14 protein-coding genes and 1 pseudogene are annotated in these 19153 nt (G+C 65.5%); 9 read left to right on the forward strand and 6 right to left on the reverse strand.

Annotated elements, in window-relative coordinates; genetic code table 11:
• Positions 1–23: 23 nt before the first annotated feature.
• Together HPY64_13075 and HPY64_13080 are read right to left on the reverse strand one after the other, a co-directional pair.
• Positions 24–2864 (reverse strand): serine/threonine protein kinase, encoded by a 2841-nt coding sequence (locus HPY64_13075; protein ID NPV68069.1) that lies wholly within the window; start codon positions 2862–2864, stop codon positions 24–26.
• Positions 2865–2952: 88 nt separating this feature from the next.
• Positions 2953–5289 carry a serine/threonine protein kinase gene (locus HPY64_13080; GenBank protein NPV68070.1) on the reverse strand — a complete coding sequence of 779 codons (2337 nt, stop codon included), beginning with the start codon at positions 5287–5289 and terminating at the stop codon, positions 2953–2955.
• A gap of 221 nt (positions 5290–5510) precedes the next feature.
• On the opposite strand from HPY64_13080, the gene HPY64_13085 reads away from it, so the two are divergent.
• Complete coding sequence (locus HPY64_13085; protein NPV68071.1) at positions 5511–6734, forward strand: MFS transporter; 1224 nt, start codon at positions 5511–5513, stop codon at positions 6732–6734.
• On the opposite strand, the gene HPY64_13090 is transcribed toward HPY64_13085, so the two are convergent.
• Both HPY64_13090 and HPY64_13095 read right to left on the reverse strand, forming a co-directional pair.
• Complete coding sequence (locus HPY64_13090; GenBank protein NPV68072.1) at positions 6731–7597, reverse strand: hypothetical protein; 867 nt, start codon at positions 7595–7597, stop codon at positions 6731–6733. The two genes, HPY64_13085 and HPY64_13090, sit on opposite strands and share 4 nt — an antisense overlap.
• A 266-nt stretch (positions 7598–7863) precedes the next feature.
• Positions 7864–9152 (reverse strand): annotated as a pseudogene (locus tag HPY64_13095) (DDE-type integrase/transposase/recombinase).
• Positions 9153–9327: 175 nt separating this feature from the next.
• Here HPY64_13095 and HPY64_13100 point away from each other — a divergent pair.
• Entirely contained in the window at positions 9328–9711 is a 384-nt protein-coding gene (locus HPY64_13100) for a hypothetical protein (protein ID NPV68073.1), read from the forward strand.
• 15 nt (positions 9712–9726) lie between these two features.
• Here the strand turns inward: HPY64_13100 and HPY64_13105 are convergent, their stop codons facing one another.
• Positions 9727–10998, reverse strand: a complete 1272-nt coding sequence (locus HPY64_13105; protein NPV68074.1) for a hypothetical protein — start codon at positions 10996–10998, stop codon at positions 9727–9729.
• A gap of 142 nt (positions 10999–11140) precedes the next feature.
• Positions 11141–13279, reverse strand: a complete 2139-nt coding sequence (locus tag HPY64_13110; GenBank protein NPV68075.1) for an RNA-binding transcriptional accessory protein — start codon at positions 13277–13279, stop codon at positions 11141–11143.
• A gap of 338 nt (positions 13280–13617) precedes the next feature.
• On the opposite strand from HPY64_13110, the gene HPY64_13115 reads away from it, so the two are divergent.
• The 7 genes from HPY64_13115 (at position 13618) to HPY64_13145 (ending at position 19038) form a co-directional block, all read left to right on the forward strand.
• A complete protein-coding gene (locus HPY64_13115; GenBank protein ID NPV68076.1) occupies positions 13618–14400 on the forward strand; it encodes a class I SAM-dependent methyltransferase in 783 nt (260 codons plus the stop codon).
• 484 nt (positions 14401–14884) lie between these two features.
• Positions 14885–15730 carry a glutaminyl-peptide cyclotransferase gene (locus HPY64_13120; GenBank protein NPV68077.1) on the forward strand — a complete coding sequence of 282 codons (846 nt, stop codon included), beginning with the start codon at positions 14885–14887 and terminating at the stop codon, positions 15728–15730.
• Positions 15731–15734: 4 nt separating this feature from the next.
• Complete coding sequence (locus tag HPY64_13125; GenBank protein NPV68078.1) at positions 15735–16508, forward strand: alpha/beta fold hydrolase; 774 nt, start codon at positions 15735–15737, stop codon at positions 16506–16508.
• Between the two features lie 242 nt (positions 16509–16750).
• A complete protein-coding gene (gene ssb / locus HPY64_13130; GenBank protein NPV68079.1) occupies positions 16751–17161 on the forward strand; it encodes a single-stranded DNA-binding protein in 411 nt (136 codons plus the stop codon).
• Between the two features lie 9 nt (positions 17162–17170).
• Positions 17171–17560 carry a DUF3467 domain-containing protein gene (locus tag HPY64_13135; GenBank protein ID NPV68080.1) on the forward strand — a complete coding sequence of 130 codons (390 nt, stop codon included), beginning with the start codon at positions 17171–17173 and terminating at the stop codon, positions 17558–17560.
• A complete protein-coding gene (locus HPY64_13140) occupies positions 17553–18194 on the forward strand; it encodes a haloacid dehalogenase (protein NPV68081.1) in 642 nt (213 codons plus the stop codon). Before HPY64_13135 ends, HPY64_13140 begins: the two co-directional genes overlap by 8 nt.
• A gap of 133 nt (positions 18195–18327) precedes the next feature.
• A complete protein-coding gene (locus tag HPY64_13145) occupies positions 18328–19038 on the forward strand; it encodes an FHA domain-containing protein (GenBank protein ID NPV68082.1) in 711 nt (236 codons plus the stop codon).
• The last annotated feature ends 115 nt before the right edge of the window (positions 19039–19153 follow it).

Consider the following 19153-nt stretch of genomic DNA (forward strand, 5'->3'; position numbering starts at 1 on the left):
GGAAGCCTCCACGGGGCGGGCAATCAGGGCGCGGCCTGCCCCAGGCGGCCAACGATCTGACCGCTGCGCATGGTGATCCACACCTGCCCCTCGCGGATGCGCAGGCCCAGCACTTCCGACGAGTCAATGGCGCGGCATTCGTCGCCGGTGGAAGGCCGTGCGCTGACCGCCCAGACCTCGATCAGGTAGTCGCCATCGGGCAGCTCTTCCAGGCTCAGGCCGCGGGCGTCCGGCGGGCGGTACAGACGTCCCCAGGGGATCACATAGCGGGGCACGCTGGCCGCACCGCGATCCTCATAAAGCGGGTTGAACATCCGGTCAATGGCGCTGCTGAGGGCGCTATGGATGCGGATCAGGTAAGCGCCGCCAGGGTTGAAACCGCCCTCGACCGACGGCGCAGGTTCCCAGGTCAGCAGGATACCCTGTTCGGTCAGTGTGGCGGTCACACCGCGCGGCGCGCCGGTCAGCCGGTACTGGCCGCGATGCGCTATGCTCAGGCGGCGACCGGTTACCTCTACGCCATTGTGCAGCGGGATCATGGTGTAGTTGCCCGGCAGGAGCGAGCGCCCGTAACCGTGATAGACAAAATGGCGGGCGGGCATCCCTGTCTCCCGGTGTGGAGAAAGCATGTACGATTGCTCCGCCACATCGGCGGGGCCAACCGCCCAGATCGCGTCGACATAGGTGCCGTCGATGGCTGCCTCCAGGGCCACGCCTTCCTCGCCGGTGGCAAAGTCCTGCAGGCAGTAAGCGTCGCCTAGCCGCCAGACCAGATCGATGTCGTCGCGCGGGCTAAGCAGATTGACCACGAAATCGTCAAACAGGATGGGCAGGGCCGATCCCTCCGCCACCGTCAGGAGACCGGATGGGCCGATCGATTCGGGCAACGGGTTGGCCACCACGCCCAGCCGCACGCCATCGAGATGCACGATCGCCAGGCGGTCGCGCCCTTCCAGACGCAGAGTGTGCCAGACAAAGCCGCTGATCGGCTGGTTGAATTCTCCCAGCAGGGTATTCTGCCGCTGGCAGGTTCCGCCGACCGGCGGCTGGTTGTTGTAGAGGATGGTGATGCCGCCCTCGTTGACACTGGCCTGCAGGCTCTGGCAGCGGGTCAGGTCGCCGAACAGGTCAAAGCTGAACGCGCCGCCCTGGCCCAGCAGAAAACTGAATTGAACTGAGAAGTGCCGGCCCCAGTCAGCGGCGTCCAGGCGGCGACCGCTGCCCACCACCCCCGCCCACAGAACCATGTTGCCCTCGGCCATGTCCAGCCGCCAGCCGGCTGGCAACTCCCAGCGTCCCGCCCCGCCGCTGAAATCATCCAGCACGCGGACACTTTCCGGCCAGTCCACCGGGACCGGCGAAGGGGTGACCGTCGGGATGGGGGATGGGATGATCGTGGCTGTTGGCGCCGTTTCGGTGGAAAGACGGGCCAGAGTCGCCAGCACGATGGCCTGCTGCGTGGCGGGCACGTCCGGCGTGCTGGTGGGCGTATCGGATGGCGTCAGGGTTGGGCGTGGCGTGTTAGTGATCGTGGGCGTGGCCGTCGGCGTCACTGTTGCGGTCGGCGTGGCGGAAGCGGTCGGCGTGGCGCTGGGCGTCGCCGTTGGCGTGGCTGTGGGCGTGATGGTGGGTGTCGCCGTCGCTGTCGGGGATGACGTGGCGGAAGGCGTCGGCGTCTCAGTTGGCGTGGCGGAAAGCGTCGGCGTCGGCGAAGCGGTCGGTGTTGGCGACGGGCTGGGCGTGAGCGTCGGTTCTGGCGTGGCCGTGACGATGAATGGCGTCAGGGTCGGGCGCGGTGTGGCTGGCACTGCTACCGCGCCGCCGAACGGCGTGGCGGTGACGATCAGCGGCGTGAAGGTTGGCGGGGGTGTCCGCGTGGCGGCGAATGCTGCAGCTGTCGGGGTCGACTCAGCCCCTCGGCGGGAGAGCCACAGCCCGCCCGCGCCGATCAGCACAACGGCCACAATCGCCGCCAGGGCCAGCAACCGCCGCCGCCAGCGATGATAGGCCGGGAAGCGGCCATCCCGCCTTTTGGTCACCCCGTCCGCCGGTTGACCGGCTTCCAGGTCGGCGGCGACCCGGCGCATCAGGTTGTAGCGCCGCGCCGGCAGCTTTTCCAGGCAGCGTTCGATGATGGCGGCGTAACCGGGCGGCAGGTCAGGGCGGATCTCGCGCAGGTCAGGCGTGGGATCATTCCAGATGGCGTGCATGGTCGCCATCTCAGTGCGCCCATAGAAAGGCAATTGCCCGGCCAGCATCTCGAACATCACCACGCCCAGGCTCCAGATGTCGTCGGTCTGGCGGGCGGGTGCGCCGGCCCACCGCTGGGGACTCATGTAGTAAGGGCTGCCGCCGTGATAGGGCGTGTCCGGGTTTTCCGGCTGCTCCAGCAGCCAGGCCACGCCGAAGTCGGAAAGTTTGGGCACGCCTTCCGGGGTGAGCAGGATATTCTCCGGCTTGAGGTCGCGGTGGATGATCCCGTTGTCATGGGCGCGGGTCAGCGCGTCGGTGACGGCCAGGACAATCCGGCGGAAGGTTTCCTCATTCAGCGGGCCGGAGGCGGCCAGGAAGTCCAGCAGGTTGCCACCCTCGACATGCTCCATGACGATAAAGTGCTGGCCCTCAAAGCTGAAGTCTTCGATGTATTCGATGATGTTGGGATGATTGAGCCGGCGCAGGATGCCGGCTTCCAGCCGGAAGCGGTTGAGGTAAGCTTTATCGCGGGCCAGGCGGGGATCGAGCGCCTTGATCGCCACGCGCCGGTTGTACTGCCAGCTATCGACGGCCAGGAAGACCTCGCCCATGCCACCACGGCCTAGCGACTGGATCAGCGTATAGCGTTCGTTGAGCGTTCTCCCGATCATCGGTGTCCTGCCGCTTCCAGCGGGCGCTTCAGGAACAGCGCCGCTTCCTCCCGCGAATCCGCATCATCGTCGTAAACAAAGGGTGCACTCATGAGCCGGACGACGCTGGCGGCCAGAGGCCAGGCCGGGCGCAGATCTGCAGGTTATCCAGCCAGGGCGCGCTGTCAATGGTGGCGTTGATGGCCAGGGCGCTGAATGGCGCCAGTTCGTCATTGTCAATTACCAGCAGCGCGGCCCGCGATCCCGCTGCGGTGTAGACGTTAAGCTGGAAGACGCTGCGTCCTTCCACCAGCGGCTGGAAGCCCATGTCTACCGTTACCCATTCGTCAAAGGGCACCGACACCAGTGAAGATACCGTCTCCGGCTGGCCGCCGCGCACTTTTTCCAGCAGCAGGCCGGTATTTGTCTCTGCATTACCCAGTGCCCAGGTTAGCCGCCAGCCGATACGGTTGGCCGCCGTTCCCGCCGGCACGAAGCTGAGCGTCAGGGGCGGGGTGACGGCGCGCGGGACCAGCATGTCGAAACGAACGCGGGCGTATCCTGCCGGGATGGGGATGGCCCAGGTGCCGGTCTGCGTCAGGTGCAGGGCGGCGTCCCGGCCAATCTGCTCGTTGAGGAAGCCGCCGGGCAGTGTCCCCGGCAGACCGCTGAGAGTGGTGAAATCGCTGAAGAAGACCAGTTGCTCCCCGGCAAAGCACTGCGGCAGGGCGCTGGAAGCGGTGCGGGCCGGGTGAAGCTGGCGGAGGACAGCAGCGACTGGCGTCAGGGCGGCGCTGGTGGCGGCCAGATCGGGCGTTGGTGTGGGGGCCAGGCGGGTCTCCAGTGCCGTCTGGGTCGCCGCGATGATAGCGGCGCGGGTCAGGAACGCCTCCAGGTTGGCGGTGGCTGTCGCATTGGGCGTGCTGGTGGCCGTCGCTGTGGGCGTGGGGGAAAGAGTCGGCGAAGGTGTCCACGTGGCGGTGGCGGTGGCGGTGGGCGTGTCAGTCGCGGTGGGCGTGGCGGTTGCCGTCGGCGGCGGTGTAGGCGTCGGCGAGAGCGTGGGCGTCTCCGTGGCCGTGGCGGTAGCGGTGGCCGTGGCGCTGGGCGTGACCGTCGGCGATGGCGTGATCGAAGGCGTGAAAGTCGCCGTTGGCGTGTCGGAAGGTGTGAAGGTGGGCAGGGGTGTATTGGTGATCACCAGCGGCGTCCAGGTGGCGCTGGGCGTCAGGGTGGCCGTTGGCGGCCCGCCCGGCTGGAAAGGCAGGATGATCGGGGTCGGGGTGGGCGTTGGTGTGGAGAAGACAAGTACCCCCGCGATCCGGATCGGCGTAGGGGTGGGCTGGTAACCGGTCACCAGGGCTACCCCACCGCCCGCCGGAATGGCCAGCAGTAACACCACAAAGAGCAGGAATAGCCCCCAGGAAAGCAGCGGGCTGCGCCGGCGCGGCATCAGCCCGGAGCGCCGCCCCGGCCAGCGCACCGTCCCGCGTTCCAGGTCGGAGATCACCGCGCCCAGGCTGCGGTAACGACGCCAGGGGTCTTTTTCCAGCAGGCGCTCGATGATCGCCACCAGGCCGCGCGGCACGCGCCCGCGCAGGTTAGGCGTCGCCTGGTGGAGCACGCGGTTCATGATGTCGGCGTCATTGTTGCCTTCAAAGGGTAGCCGCCCGCTGGCCATCTGGAACAGCAGCACACCCAGATTCCAGATGTCATCGGACATGGTGGTGGGCTGGCCCTGCCAGCGCTGCGGGCTGGTGTAGCTGGAGACCCGCAACCGGGCGCTGGTCGTCACCAGCCGCCGGTTTTCCAGCAGCCGGTAGGACGAGAAATTGGTGATGACCAGCCGGAAGTCGCCAGGCGTATCGGCAGGATGCTCCTCGCTGCTCGGAGCAGGGCGGGTCGGGACATGACGGTCAGCAATGGGTCGGGTGTCCTCTTCTGCGCCGGGCGGCTGGCCGCCATGATGGGGATGGGCGGCAGCCAGCGCGGGCAGGGCGCGCTTGGGCACAACATAGATATTGGCGGGCCGTAGATCGCCATGAATGACCCCTTCGACATGGGCGGCGGCCAGCGTACGGGCCAGGGAAAGCGCCCACCGGCGCCACTGCGCCGGGGGTAACGGCCCATGTTCTGCCAGGTACCTGTCCAGCGGTGGGCCGGGCAGGTAAGGCCGCACCATGTGCAGGCTGTTGTGGTGAAAGAAAATGTCTTCGTATGCGGCAATGGTCGGCAGGTTCAGGGAACGCAACTTGGCCGCGTCGCCCTCAAACGCGGCCAGAACGTCAGCGTTCAGCGCCAGGTTAGGGGCCAGGGTGCGGATGACCACCAGGTAACCAGTTTTCAGATCTTCCGCCAGGAAGACATCACCCATCGGCCCGTGCTCAAGCAGCTGACCGGGTCGGTATCGATCGTGAAGAAGAGTCGCCTGCGCTGTGAACATGCTCATTGGCAGGCTATTATACCGGCAGACCGCCACACCCCTCAACTGGCCACGATCCCGGTACAGGGATGGGGAGCAGGCAGTCGGCGCCAGCGGAGCGGCCTCCTGGCCTCTTTGCTCCTGCCAGTGGTCGCATGCCTTCCGGTTTTGCCTGCACCCGGCATGGCGGGGTCAGGGTATAGTAGGTGGCCATGCGCCGCCTGTCGCCAGCAAGGATGATCACCCTCATGCCTCCTGCCAGCCGGACCGCCCTGCATTCCGCCGCTGCCCCGGTCCCTGCTGTGGGGGATGGGCGCTTTCAGGCTGGGCGCGTGCTGGTCACCGCCGCCGCCCATGCGGTGCACGACATGTATACGGCCTTCCTGGCGCCGCTGCTGCCGCACTTCATCGCGGTGCTGGCGCTCTCCAAGACCCAGGCCGGGACGCTGACCGTCTTCATGCAGTTCCCCTCGCTGCTGCAGCCAGCGATTGGCCATCTGGCTGATCGCTATGCCCTGCGCGCCATCGTCATACTGGCCCCGGCGGCGGCGGGCATCCTGATGAGCCTGCTGGGGGTGATCTCCAGCTACGTGATGCTGGCCGTCCTGCTGACTCTGACCGGCCTGGTCTCTGCCGGGCTGCACAGCGTGGGGCCGGTCATGGTCGGGCGGCACTCCGGGGCGGCGCTGGGGCGCGGCATGAGTCTGTGGATGGTTGGCGGGGAACTGGGGCGGACGGTCGGGCCGCTGCTGATCGTCAGCGCCATCGGGGAAGGTAGCATCCTGAACGCTTCCTGGTTGATGATCTTCGGCCTGCTGGCCTCAGGGTTGCTATACCTGGTCCTGCGGCGCGGGCCGGAGCCGACGGTTGCCGTCCGCCTGGAACAGCCCCTGCCGGTGCGGACGGCCCTGCGGAGCATGGGGCCGTTCCTGCTTCCCCTCTCGCTGATTCTGGCCCTGCCGATGTTGCTAAATGTAGCGCTGACTACCTACCTGCCCACCTTCCTGACGGAAGAAGGCGATAGTCTGCAGCTAGCCGGGGTAGCGCTGGCCATCCTGCAGGCGGCGGGCGTAGCCGGGGCCTTACTGGGTGGCTCGATCAGCGACCGGATCGGACGTCGGCCATCGCTGGCCGGGGCGATGCTGGTTGCGCCGCTGCTGTTGCTGATCTTCCTGACGGTGGAGGGGATGGCCCGCCTGCCGCTGCTGATCCTGATGGGCTTCTTCACACTGGCGATAACGCCGGTGATCATGGCTCTGGTGCAGGAGAGCTACCCGGAGAATCGCGCCCTGGCCAACGGCATCTATATGGCCCTCAGTTTCACCATCCGTTCCGGGGCGGTGATTGTGCTGGGATTGCTGGCGGACGGGTTGGGGATGCCGACCGCGTTTATAATCAGCGCGGCCCTGGCCCTGCTGGGCGTGCCAGCGGTAGCCCTGTTGCCGGGGCGGAACAACGATCGTACGCGCTAGAGCAAAGCCCGCAGGCGCGGGGCCTCCAGCACGCGGCGCATGCTTTCCAGCGATGGTGCGCCGGGGTCGCCGCAATGTTCCACAAACGAACTGGCCACGTTAACCGCTACGATCATCGCCCGATCCCAGTTGCCGGGGTGGCGCAGCAGGGTGACGAACAACGCCGCAGCAAAGACATCGCCCGCACCGGTCGGATGGCATAGCCGGGCGATCTGCGGCGCGGCATAGTCACGGCGCACACCGCCCAGGTAGAGCGACGCGCCATTGTAATTGCGCGTCACCACCAACGCCCGCGCCAGGGCCGCATATTCCTGTTCCAGCGCCTCGGAATGGCCCAGGTCTTCGTCGCTGAGGACGGTCACGGCATGGGGCAGCATGGCCGCCGCCTGCGCCCATGGCACCGGCGATACATGTCCGGCCTCATCCCAGGTGCGCATATAACCCTGCGGCGTGATGCCCACCAGTGAAGCGGGGAAGTTCTCCGGGCGAATCGTGGCGTCCAGGCTGGGTGTGATCGGGCCGAGGTGGACGATCGGGGCGCGTCGCCAGCTCTCCGGTACATCGGCCAGGCCCAGCGTCCGCGCATGGCCTTCCACCACCTGTACACGCCCGGCTTCAGTATACGTGTTGACAAAAATGGTGGAGCTTTCCGCCGGGATCAGGTGCACATCCAGTCCATCCAGGCCGTGCAGGCCAGCCAGGACGGGATCGGCGGGGTGGGCGCTGGTCACAATGCCAACGCGCAGGCCCATCGCCCGCGCCACTACCGATGAATAGGCGACTGTGCCGCCCAGCTGTGGACCGGCTGGCGTGCGGTCGTGAGCGACATGGCCCAGCACCAGGTAGTCAACGGGGGAAGTCATGATGGCATCATTTCTAGCGGCGGACGCGGTCACAGGGCAGGCGCGGCAGGGCCATTATGCCGGGATAGAAGGCCGGTGGCAAGGGGCAGAAGGCAAGAGCATGGAGACCGGGAGGCCTGTTCTACTGCCCACTCCCTGCTTGCATCCTTGCGCCTGGCCCGGTCTGACCATTGACCGGCTTTACCTGCTAACCGTCAGCCATGACGGTATCAATAAACGGAAAAGAGATTCAAGATCAAATAACCCTGTCAAATCAAAAGATAATGTTACCGAGCGGAGACGGTTCGTTCATTTGATAATGTTACCGGGCTGTCCTCTCCTTTCTGGGAGTGTTGGGGAGCGAAAAGGGTCAAGTAGACGTTCTGGGTATCGCCGGGAGCCGCCAGCGGCAAGGCAAAGAGTTGGTCGAGTAGGTCATAGATGCGCTGGCGTAGACGACGGGGATTAGTCGCCTGGCGAAGCGCTTGGAGTTGGTTCTGCTGGGTAGGCGTAAGGGCACCCGCGGCGCACACGCGGTCGAAGGGGGTCTGGGCACGGTCAAAGCGACGGGTGAGCTGAGCGGGCTGGTCGGTGCTGGCGGACAGATAGGTTTTCTCGGTTAGGCGGAGCACGGGCTGGAAGAAGTTGTAATAGAGCCACATGGCGTCATAGATGTGGTTGAGCAGGTTGGTCTGGGCGACGGTGTCGAGACGGTCGTAGCCCAGATAAGCACGCACAAGCGTATCGTTTTTCTGTTCGACGAAGCGATTGTCGTTTTTCTGCCAGGCCCGGCTGCGCGATAGGTGCACGCCGACCACCGTCGTTTGCCAGAAGCGCAGCAGGTGCTGGTTGAAGAATTCGCTGCCGTTATCGGGATGTATTTGGCGAACCGGGAAAGGCAGGCGGGCCAGGATGCGGCGGAAGGCGTCTTGCATCACCAGAAAGCTGCGGCCCAACACCGCCACCCGCTCGCTCCAGCCCGTGGCCACATCCACCATCTGCAGGGTATGCACATAGTGCCCGGAAGCAGACACCCCACAGTGATGCACCAGGTCCACTTCAAAGTGACCGGGCTGTGTTTCCTGCCAGGCAATCCGCCCGGCAGGAATAGTGCGCCTCAGTGTGTTTGCTCGTTCTGGTCCACCCCGCGGCAGGCGCGGGCGGTCACGGCGTTGGTCGGCCAGCAAGCGCCGCACACTCGACACACTGATCCGTCCCAACTGCTCCCGCACGGGCGCCGTCAACCTCAGCTCACCGTGTCGCTCTAGCTGCTCAGCCACCCACCCCAGGTTCGGTTGCAGTCGCTCCGCACACACCCAGTCCAGACTTTCCGCAATCACCCCCAACGCTTGCTTGACGGCCGCCCCGTAGGTCGCCCCGCGCTCGCGCCGCCGCGGTTGCCGCTTCAAGTCGCTCCCCATCAGCCGGATCAGCGCCTTGCGGTGCAGCCCCGTGACCGCTTCCATCTCATCCAATAACCGGCCCTTGGTACCCCGGTCTGCCTGCCGGTAGCGTTTCTGATCGTTCGCAGGTACTTGCGTCGTTCATCAATGGTCATCTGTTCGTCGCTGGACATGGTTCCCTCGGTAACATTATCTTTTGAGTGAACCATACCCCCTCGGTAACATTTTGCGTGAAAGAATACGAATAACTGTTCTTTTCTTTACGCTTCGCGGTACAATTGCCGGCCATCATTTTGCTGTTGTGATCAGCTGGCTGGGAATTCTACGCGGCGATACGCCGGACAAGACATGGGAATCACCGTTTGCTGGGATGATCAGGTTGCGGGATGTGTGGTGATGAGTTGTGACCGCGAGTGGGACTGGATGGCCCTGCGCCAGGCCGCGCTGGACGTGATCGCCATGGAGGCGAGCGCCAATCGCCTGGTGGATGTGATCATTGACCTGCGCCAGGGCGCGCCACGCTTCCGGCTGGACGACATGGGGCACATTCATCGCTTGCTGGCCTTGTGTCCCGAAGGCAATCAAGGCCCGATTGTGCTCGTCACCCGCGACCCGCGCATCAGCGCCGTCGTCCGCGTGGCCCGCCGGATGTTCACCCGGCTGTCCAGGCGACTGCTCGTGGCCGAAACACTGGAGGAGGCCCGCCAGTTAGTTGTCCAGCGCCGGACCTGAGCCGCGCTGTGATGCTCAGCTGCTCCCCGCGTTGGGCATGCTTGGCGCGGTGGGGAATGGCGGCAGCGTGGGCGTCGGGATCAGGGTTGGGGCCGGGCCGGGCGCGCCGATGTAAGCCCGCCACTCATCCTCCAGTTGCTGAAAGCTGACCCCGGTCGCGGCGGCCAGCGCATCTTTGAAGCGCATGGTGCGCTGCGCCTGCCAGAAAATGCGGTGCGATTCCATCCCGTAAGTGCTGATCCAGTAGTTGATGAACGAATAGCCCAGGTCATAGACCCAGCGACCGCGTCCGTCCGGGCCGGGGAACTCCGTGGAAATATCAGCCTGCAGCGTGGGGAACGACGGGTAGGCGGCCACATCGCGCACCCGCTGCTCGTAGTCGTAGTCCTTCACCGTCTCAAAGTACGAAGCGTGGCCCTCGGTAAACCAGGCCGGGATGTCCCGCGCCTTGCTGATGAAGCCCTGGAAGATGTGGGTCAATTCGTGGGGCACGGTGGTATAGATCAGGTCATCTTCCCCCCACTGCAGGGTCTGGATGGTATAACCCCGTTCGCTGAGTGTCAGGCCGGCCAGAAACGGCTCAGGATACTCCTGCCATTCCTCAAAGCTGGCCCGGTCGGGCATTACCACCACGTAGGGGCGGAAGTCCAGCCCGAACCCGAAGGCATCCTCCAGCCGTCGCATGGCCTCCGTAGCGCTGGCGAATAGATCATCGGCCAGCGATTGACGCGCTCCAAACATCAGCACCACGATCTCATCGTTTTCCCGGCGGATCCACTTGCGGGTCAGGTCAGCATACTCAGCCGTCATGGCGGCAGTCTGGATCATGTTGCCGGCGCTATCCACGGCGCGGAAGCGGAAGTTCAATGGCAGCCAGGGTGGGCTGAACAGGCGATCAAAGTATACAAACGCCCCGCGCTCTGCATCCCAGCTCAGCGGGCTGCTGCTGGTCGCCCCATCCCCTTCCCAGGTGATCACCTGAACGCGCTCAATGGCCCCGGCATTGCTCTTGGCCCGGAACACATATTCCACGCCCGCCGGATAGTGTGAGATCATCTCCGCCTGCTGAATGGTGAAATGCGCGGCGGCGGCAGTGGCGGTTGGGTTGGGCGTGGGAGTCAGCGTCGGTGAAGGCACTGGCGTCGGCGAGAGTGTCGGGATGGGCTGGCGGCCCTGGGCGGCAATCGGTAGCGCGCCTGTCGGCCCGAACAGCAGACTGCCGGAAACCAGCGCCGCGGTCAGCACCAGCATTCCCGGCAGTAGATAAGGATACTTGCGGAGGATCATCGGGCATCCCCTGTTCAGTCCTGTTGTCGCCGTAACCTTTGCCCGGATCATAGCATAGCCGGGAGCATCCCGCTTGCGGCAGATGGCAAGAGAGGTGGCCGGGAGGCCGTCCGTGCTATGGCGCGACTGCGCTCAGGGGTGGTTATCCTGCCCAGCCCAGGCTGATCCGCCCGCGTTCCAGGTCGACGCTCAGGATTTCAACGGCAATCACATCGCCCACGGCGAGCAGCACATCCTTCGGTATCCGGCTGGTGTGCAGCAGGCCGTCCTGCTTGACGCCGATATCCACAAAGGCGCCAAAGTCGACCACGTTGCGCACTGTCCCCTGCATGATCATCCCGGCTTGCAGATCCTCCATGCGCAGCACATCGCTGCGCAGGATCGGCGTGGGCAGGTCTTCGCGCGGGTCGCGGCCAGGGCGGATGAGTTGCTCAAAGATGTCGGTCAGGGTCGGCACGCCGACTCCCAGCGCTTCCGCCAGGGCGCCCAGGGGGCGCTGTTGCAGCAATGTCCTGAGCGCGGCTTCCCTGGTGGCGGGCGGCGTAGCGATGGTCACGCCCGCTGCCTTCAGCACAGCTTCCGCCACCGCGTAACTCTCCGGGTGGATGGCGCTGGCGTCCAGCGGGTTGCGCCCGCCGCGGATGCGCAGGAAGCCCGCCGCCTGCTGGTAGGCCTTTGGCCCCAGACCCGGCACTTTGCGCAGCTCAGCCCGGCTGGTGAAGGGGCCATGCTCCTCGCGGTAGGCGACGATATTCGCCGCCAGTTTCGGCCCGATGCCGGCCACATAGCGCAGCAACGCCGCCGACGCCGTGTTGACGTCCACGCCGACCCGGTTGACGATCTTCTCCACTTCAGCGTCCAGCGCGGCGGCCAGCCGCTTTTGATCCACATCGTGCTGGTACATGCCCACGCCGATGGCCTTCGGGTCGATCTTAACCAGCTCGGCCAGCGGATCCTGGGCGCGCCGGGCAATGGAAACCGCGCCGCGCAGGGTCACATCCAGGTCGGGCAATTCCTCGCGGGCCAGGGCGCTGGCACTGTAGACGCTCGCCCCCGCCTCGCTGACCAGCAGGTAATGCACCCCCTCCAGCTGGCGGGTGATCTCCGCGACCAGTTGCTCGGTCTCGCGGGAGGCGGTGCCGTTGCCAATGGCAACCAGGGTGACGCCGTGACGCTGGATCAGGCGGAGCAGTTCGGCGGCGGCCTCCCGCCAGCGGCGTTGCGGCTCGTGCGGGTAGATCGTGGCCGTGTCGATCACCTTGCCGGTGGGATCAACGACGGCGATCTTGCACCCGGTGCGGTAGGCCGGATCGATGCCCAGCACCACATGCCCGGCCAGCGGCGGCTGGCTGAGCAGGTTGCCCAGGTTAGTGGCAAAGACCTGAATGGCATGTTCTTCCGCCTGTTCGGTCAGCAGACGGCGTACATCACGCTCGATGGCCGGGATCAGCAGGCGGCGGGCGGCGTCATCGGCGGCGGCCAGCAACTGCTCCGCCAGGGGGGAACGCCGGTCGGGCCTGACGAGCAGGGCGACTGCCTCCTGCCAGTCACGCTCATCGATGGCGATGTGCACGCGCAGCACTTTTTCCGCCTCGCCACGGTTGATGGCCAGCACCTGGTAAGGGCGCAGACGCCCGATACGGTACTCAAATTCGTAGTAGGTTTCATAGGTACGTTTGGGGTCTTCCGCGCCCTCGATCCGGGCAGCCTGCGCCCGGCCATAGGTCTGAGTGCGGGCGCGTAGCTCGCCGCGCACCTGTGCGCTCTCGCTGATCGCCTCCGCCACGATGTCCCGCGCCCCGGCCAGCGCCTCCTCAACGGTCGGCACCTCATCATTGAGAAAAGAGGCGGCCAGTTCCCCGGCGGATTGCGGGCTGTGCGGCTGCGCCAGGATCAGGTCGGCCAGCCCCTGCAGCCCCTTCTCGCGGGCGATGGTGGCCCGTGTGCGGCGCTTGGGGCGGTAGGGCGCGTAGAGGTCTTCCAGCGCGGCCAGCGTCTCCGCCGCTTCGAGGTCCTTGAGCAGCGCCGGGGTCATCTTGCCCTGCTCTTCAATGGACTTGATGATGGCGGCGCGGCGCTCATCCAGGGCACGCAACCGTTCCAGCAGGCCGGTGAGCTTCTGGATCGTCTCGTCCTGCAACCCGCCGGTGACTTCCTTGCGGTAGCGGGCGATGAAGGGCACGGTGTTGCCTTCGTCGAGCAGGGCGATGGTTGCGGCGACCTGCTCCGGCTGGACGCCCAGCCGGGCGGCGATCTGGCGGTCGTAGGGTGGTTGAGTCATGAGTCTTCCCGGACAGGATAGGACGGCGAAAATCCAGGGGCCGATTATACATGGCGCGGGCAGCGAAAAAAGAGGCAGGAGGCCAGAGAGCAGAGCCATGAAAACGAGGCCGGGAGACCCGGAGGCCGCAAGGCGGGCAAGGCTGCAACCCAACCCCGGTCTGCCTGTCGTAACGGGATGCTTTTGAAGGAGGCAGGCAAACGTTATCAGCGAGCCGGTGACTGACCGGTGGGCAGCCATGGCTTGCTCCGGGCAGCACAACCTCCTGTCGCTGCCACGAATCGAACCCTCTACTTGCTGCCTGCTTTCTGGCTGCCAAAAGCGGTATAATCCCCGCCATGAACGACCGGCCACCACTTTCACCCACGCCCGCATCGCCGCCCGTACCGCTGGATGAGTACGGCCAGAAGTACTTCGAGCGTTACAACTACGCTGACCGCCCGCTGGGCCGCTTCAGCATGTACTGGTTCGCCCGGCGCTACTACGCCGCGCTGGTGCGCCGCTTTGCGCCGCCCGGCGGGCCGGAACGCACTCTGCTGGAGCTGGGCAGCGGGTTGGGCCATCTGCTGGGATTGCTGCAGGATGACTTCACCTGCACTGGCATCGACCTGGACGCCTGGACGGTCGCCCAGACGCAGCGCAACGCGCCGCGCGCCCGCGCCCTGGTGCAAAGCGCCGATGACCTGAGCGGCTTCTCTGACGGCGCGTTCCATGTCGTGGTGGCGCTGCATGTCGTCGAGCACCTGCCCGACCCGGCCCGCACCATCCGCGAGGTGTACCGCCTGCTGCAGCCGGGCGGCCTGTGGTTCTTTGCCACGCCCAACCCCGGCTACAGCCTGCGCCGCTTCAAGGACCCGGCGACGGATGCCATCGGCAAGGACCCGACCCATATCAACTGCCAGCCGCCGGCGCAGTGGCGGGCCTGGTGCCAGGCGGCGGGCTTCCGGATGCTGCGTCACTTTGGCGATGGCCTGTGGGATGTGCCCTACCTGCCAGTCATCCCCAGGGCTGTGCAGTTCGGACTGTTTGGCTTTCCGGCTTTCCTGCAGGTGATTACCCGGACGACGCTCACCCCGTTGAGCCTGGGCGTCAACCAGATCGGCATTGCCCGCCGGCCTTAGGGCGGGCGCACGGCAACGCGTTGTTGCCTGGAGATGGGATCAGACCAACATGAACCGTTTTGTGCTGTGGATCGCCCTGTGCCTGGCTCTCCTGCTCGCCCTGCCCGCCAGCCCGGCGCTGGCCCAGGGTGGAGAGGTTGTCACCTTCACCCCTTTTACCGATCACAACATGGGCTTCAGTGGCCTTGCCCCGGACGGCTGGACACGCGTCGGCGCGGGGACCTACCGCCGCATGAGCAGCGCCGAAGACGCCGTGCTGCTGATGCAACAGTCCGCGCTGGGCTTCCCCCGCGATATGGTGGCCACCGTGCTCGCCCAGCAGGTTGGCGCTTCCGCCCTGCCGGAAGACTCCACCACGCTGGAAACCGCCGCGCTGACCTGGGAACTGTACCGCCTGAATGTAGAGGCATCGCAGCTGGGGCCGCTGGTTATGGACCTGGCGCTGGCCAGCATCGACAACCCGCTGGGCACTTACGTGGTGGGGATGCTGGCCCCGGAGGCCGAGCGCGACGCCCTGTTTGAGGAGGTCTTCAGCCCTGTCCTGGAGGCTTTTGACCCCTTTAGCCTGAACTGGGGCCGCGAAGATGGCCCCGCGCCGGTTGAGGAAGGCTTCCAGCCGGCCCGTCTGCGCCCGGAAGTGCTGGGCGTGCGCCCGCATGACCCGACCGCCTACACGCAGGGCCTGCTGCTCCATGACGGCTCCCTCTATGAGAGCGCAGGGCAGTACGGCGAATCCACCCTGCGTGAGGTGAATCCACAGACTGGCGAGGTCATCCGCAGCGTTCCAATCGATGAAGCGTATTTCGCCGAAGGGCTGGCGCTCGTCGATGACCGCCTGATCCAGCTGACCTGGAAGGAAGGCACCGCCTTCGTCTACGACCTGAATACCTTTGAGCAGGTGGGCAGTTACACCTACGAGGGCGAAGGCTGGGGCCTCTGCTACGACGGCCAGTACCTCTACATGAGCAATGGCAGCGCCTTCATCACCTTGCGCGACCCGCAGACCTTCGAGGTGATCGATCGCGGCCTGGTGACTTACCAGGGCCAGCCGGTCGAGAGCCTTAATGAGTTGGAATGCGTCGGCGACTACCTGTACGCCAATATTTACACGCTCGATTACATCGTCCAGATCGATAAAACCAACGGCAATGTGGTCGCCCTGATCAATGCCGCCGACCTGCTGGATTCCGAACAGCGGGCAGCGCTGCAATCTGGCGAGGTGCTCAACGGCATTGTCTACCTGCCGGAAAGCGAAACCTTCCTGCTGACCGGCAAACACTGGCCCAGTATGTTTGAGGTGCGCTTCATCGAGGACGAGCCGGCGGAATAGCGCCATGCTGCGATCCCTGGGGAAGGCAGCGATCCTGATCGCGGGCGTGGGCCTCTGGCGGGCCAGCACCATCCTGCTGCGCCGGCGTGTTCCGGATCGCCCCGATCTCCCCTCCGCCTACGGACTGGCCTATGAAGCGGTCGAGTTCACCGCGCAGGATGGCACGCTCCTGCGCGGCTGGTGGATTCAGCCGCCGCAGCCATCCAGCCGGACAATCGTGATCGTCCACGGCCACAATGGCAGCATGGATGGGGACACGGCCACGGCTGCCCGGCTGGCAAAGGCTGGCTGGCACGTCCTGATGTTCGATCTGCGGGCGCATGGCCACAGCGGCGGGCATGCCGTCACCTTTGGCGCGCGGGAATACCTGGACGTGCTGGCTGCGCTTGACTGGCTGCAAACCACCCATGGGATCACCCGCGTCGGGCTACTCGGCTTCAGCATGGGGGCAGGGGTGGCGCTGATCGCGGCAGCCCTGGATGGACGTATCCGGGCGGTGGTGGCCGATGGCGCGATCGGGCGCATCGCCGACGCCATCGCCGGGCTGGGGCGGATAAAGGGTATCCCCCCGGCGCTGATGATCCTGCCGGCGCGGGCGATCTTGCTGGCGGCCTCCCTGCGGGCCGGGGTGTGGATTCCGCGGGCCGATCCCCTGCGCTGGGCCGGGCGTGTCCCATGCCTGTGCTGTTCATTCACGGCGTGGAAGACCCGTTCAACACCGTCGCCGGGGCGCGCCGCCTGGCTGCGCTGGCCTCGCACGGGGAGTTATGGCTGGTAGCCGGGGCGGGTCACCGCGACGCCTGCCGCCGCGATCCGGCGGCCTACGATGCCCGCGTGCTGGCTTTCTTCGCCGGATGCCTGCCCTGACGGCGGCTCAGGCAGGCCGATCAGCAGGTAATCCGATCGTGCCAGAATGGAACGGATGTGCTATAATACCGCTGTAACGCTGTGTGGAAGGAATTACCCCGCCGGGGTGTATACTAGGGGCTGTAGCCCGGCGCGTGCGAGAAGGAGAAGCGTATGTACCAGTATACGGTGATTGTGGGCAATGTGGGCCGCGACCCTGAGCTGCGCTATACGCCCAGCGGGCAGGCGGTTTGCGACTTTTCGGTGGCTGTCAGCCGCCGCTGGACTGACCGCACCAGCAACGAGCAACGCGAAAAGACTACCTGGTTCCGCGTGACCTGCTGGAACAAACTGGCCGAGACGGTCAACCAGTATGTGAGCAAAGGCCGCCAGGTGCTGGTCACCGGCGAGGTCGACGCTTCCGCCTGGATCGACGGCGAAGGCAACGCCAGGGCCACGCTGGAACTGACCGCCCGCGATGTCAAGTTCTTGGGTCGCCGCGAAGAAGGCGGAGCCGCTTACACCCCCGGCGAAGGCGAATACAATACCTCTGCCCCGGAAGACCTGCAGGATATTCCGTTCTAGGATGGCCCGATGACCGACCGAATCCCGCGTGATGGCCCGGCTAACGAGTCCGCTCATCAGCCGCTGCGCCGCGCCCAGATCAAAGTCGAAGTGCCCGCTGACCTGCCAGGCCAGTACATGAATCTGGCGATGATCACCCATTCGCTCTCTGAGGTCATCCTGGATTTCGCTCAGGTGCTGCCCGGTGTGTTCAAGACCCGTGTCCAGACGCGCCTGATTCTCAGCCCGACCAATGCCAAGCTGTTGCACAAGGCGCTCGGCGAGAGTCTGGCCAAGTACGAGGCCGCTTACGGCGAGATCAAAACCCCGCCGTCGCTAGCCGATCAGCTGTTCAGCGTCACCCGCCCGATCGGTGGGGCGACGCCCGAAGAAACGAGCGGGGATAGCGGCCATGAATAACCTGGATGCCATCGCCGCCGCCATTCATGCCGAATTCGAGGCCATGAACGCCCGCCGTGACGCCGTGCTCAACCACACCCGTGAACTGGTCCGCCTGTGCGCGGAGATGATCCGCACGGTGCTGCGCCGCCAGTGGAATGCCGTCGATGAGCAGGCGCAGGCGCTCCAGGCGGCAGCGGATGAATTGCGGGCTTTTGTGGCCGAATACCCCGTGCTGGAGCATACTGGCTACACCCAGGACGCCTTTAAGGAATACGTCGAGGCCATGATCACCCGCGCTCTGGTGCGCGGTGACGCCGACCTGCCCACGCCGGAAGCGCTGGGCGTGCTAAGCAGCACCTACCTCAACGGGCTGGCTGAGGCCGCCTCCGAGCTGCGGCGGCATGTCCTCAACCTGCTGCGCGACGGCGAGATGGACGAGGCCCGGCGGCTACTGGACGTGATGGACACCATCTATGACGTGCTGTTCAGCTTCGGCTATCCGGACGCGATCACCGGCGGCCTGCGCCACCGCGTCGATCAGCTCCGGGCTGTGCTGGAACGCACACGGGGGGATGTAACCGCCAGCCTGCGCCAGGAACTGCTGCTCAGCGCCATGCGCGAGCTGGAAGAACGGTTGGGAGTTCAGGACTAGACAACACGCTGTCGCCCACCTGAGGCCGGTACCGGGGAACTATTGCCCCTCCACCGGCTGATAGGCAGATACTGATAACGGCAGGCAGAATCGCCAGCCTGCCGCTAATGGATTATCATGGAGCAAGCGCTCCATGCCGCGATCTGTGCGCCTTTCCGGCGCGGGGCATCAACAGGGCAAAGTGCCTGTGAGCGAACCATCACCCCGCCACGAACCGTATTTCACCATCCGCCAGGACGTCCGGCGCACCCGGCGGGTGACCCTGAGCGACTTTCCCTTCACCATTGGCCGCGCCCGCGACTGTGACCTGGTGCTGGATGAAAGCGGCGTCTCCCGGCTGCACGCCCGGCTGGATTTCACGCATGAGCAGGTGACTATCACCGATCTGGGCAGCACCAATGGCACCTATGTCAACCGCCAGCGCATCGAACCGCACAAACCACGCCGCCTGCGCTCCGGCGATGTGATCAATCTGGGGGGGGAGTGCCAGATCGAGTTTGACGATCCGGCCTCGACGGCGACGATCCCGCTGGTTGATGCGCCGATCCCGGGGCTGGTGCTCGATGATGCCCTGGCGGCGGTCAGCATCGACGGGCGGCGGCTGGACCCGCCGCTCAGTCCGGGGCAGTTTGCATTGTTGCGCCTGCTGGTCGAGCGGGCAGGCGCGGTGGTCACCCGTGAGGAAATCCGCCAGGAAGTCTGGGGCGGCCAGGAGCCGATCAGCGATCAGACGCTTGACGCGCTGGTCAGCCGCCTGCGCAAGCGCCTGGCTGAGGCCGACCCAACGCACGAGTACATTGTCACCCGGCGCGGCTTTGGCCTGATCTTCCGCAACAAGATTTAGCCCGATCCTACCGGCGGCAGCAGCCGCACTGCGCGGCAGTGGTGCCGCTGCCACGATAAAAAAAGAAAAGTCTTCTTGAAATATACTTGTTTTTGACTGCAACAGTCATCCTGCC

The organism is Anaerolineae bacterium (assembly GCA_013178165.1).
Classification (GTDB): domain Bacteria; phylum Chloroflexota; class Anaerolineae; order Aggregatilineales; family Ch27; genus Ch27.